The organism is Dietzia natronolimnaea (assembly GCF_002289575.1).
Lineage (GTDB): Bacteria > Actinomycetota > Actinomycetes > Mycobacteriales > Mycobacteriaceae > Dietzia > Dietzia natronolimnaea_A.
Genome location: NZ_NTGA01000116.1, coordinates 1 through 549, shown reverse-complemented (window position 1 = coordinate 549; position 549 = coordinate 1). Strand labels below are relative to the sequence as shown.

The 549-nt window shown below is 66.8% G+C and carries 1 pseudogene; it reads left to right on the top strand.

What is annotated here, in order from left to right:
- Window positions 1-39: 39 nt before the first annotated feature.
- Window positions 40-549 (top strand): annotated as a pseudogene (locus CEY15_RS17910) (IS21 family transposase); the annotation flags it as partial.

The window sequence follows — 549 nt, the reverse complement described above, 5'->3', positions numbered from 1 at the left end:
GCGGTGCTCCAAGCGCCCATCGCCCCGAGGAGGGACAACATGAAGTCTGCCGAGGAGATCATGGAAATTCTCGAAGCGTTTGATCTGACAGGGTCCTATCGGGATGCCGGCGAGCTCGCCGGGGTCTCGCATCACACTGTTGCCCGCTATGTGACTGCTCGTGATGCGGGCCGGTTGACCGACAAGCCGGCGGCCCGGCCGCAGCTGATGGATGAGTTCATGCCGAAGGTCGAGGAGTGGGTGGAGCGCTCGGGCGGCAAGATCCGCGCGGACGTGGTCCACGAGAAGCTGCTCGCGGTGGGGTTCACCGGTTCGGAGCGCACCACGCGTCGTGCGGTGGCGGCGGTGAAGAAGTCCTACCGGCTCGGCAACGTCCGGGTGCACCGGCCGTGGGTGACCGAGCCGGGCCTGTGGCTGCAGTACGACTTCGGCGACGGTCCGGTGATCGACGGGGTCAAGACCGTGCTGTTCTGTGCGTGGCTGGCGTGGTCGCGGTTTCGGGTGGTTCTGCCGATCCGCGACAGGACCGCCCCGAGTGTGTTCGCCGCT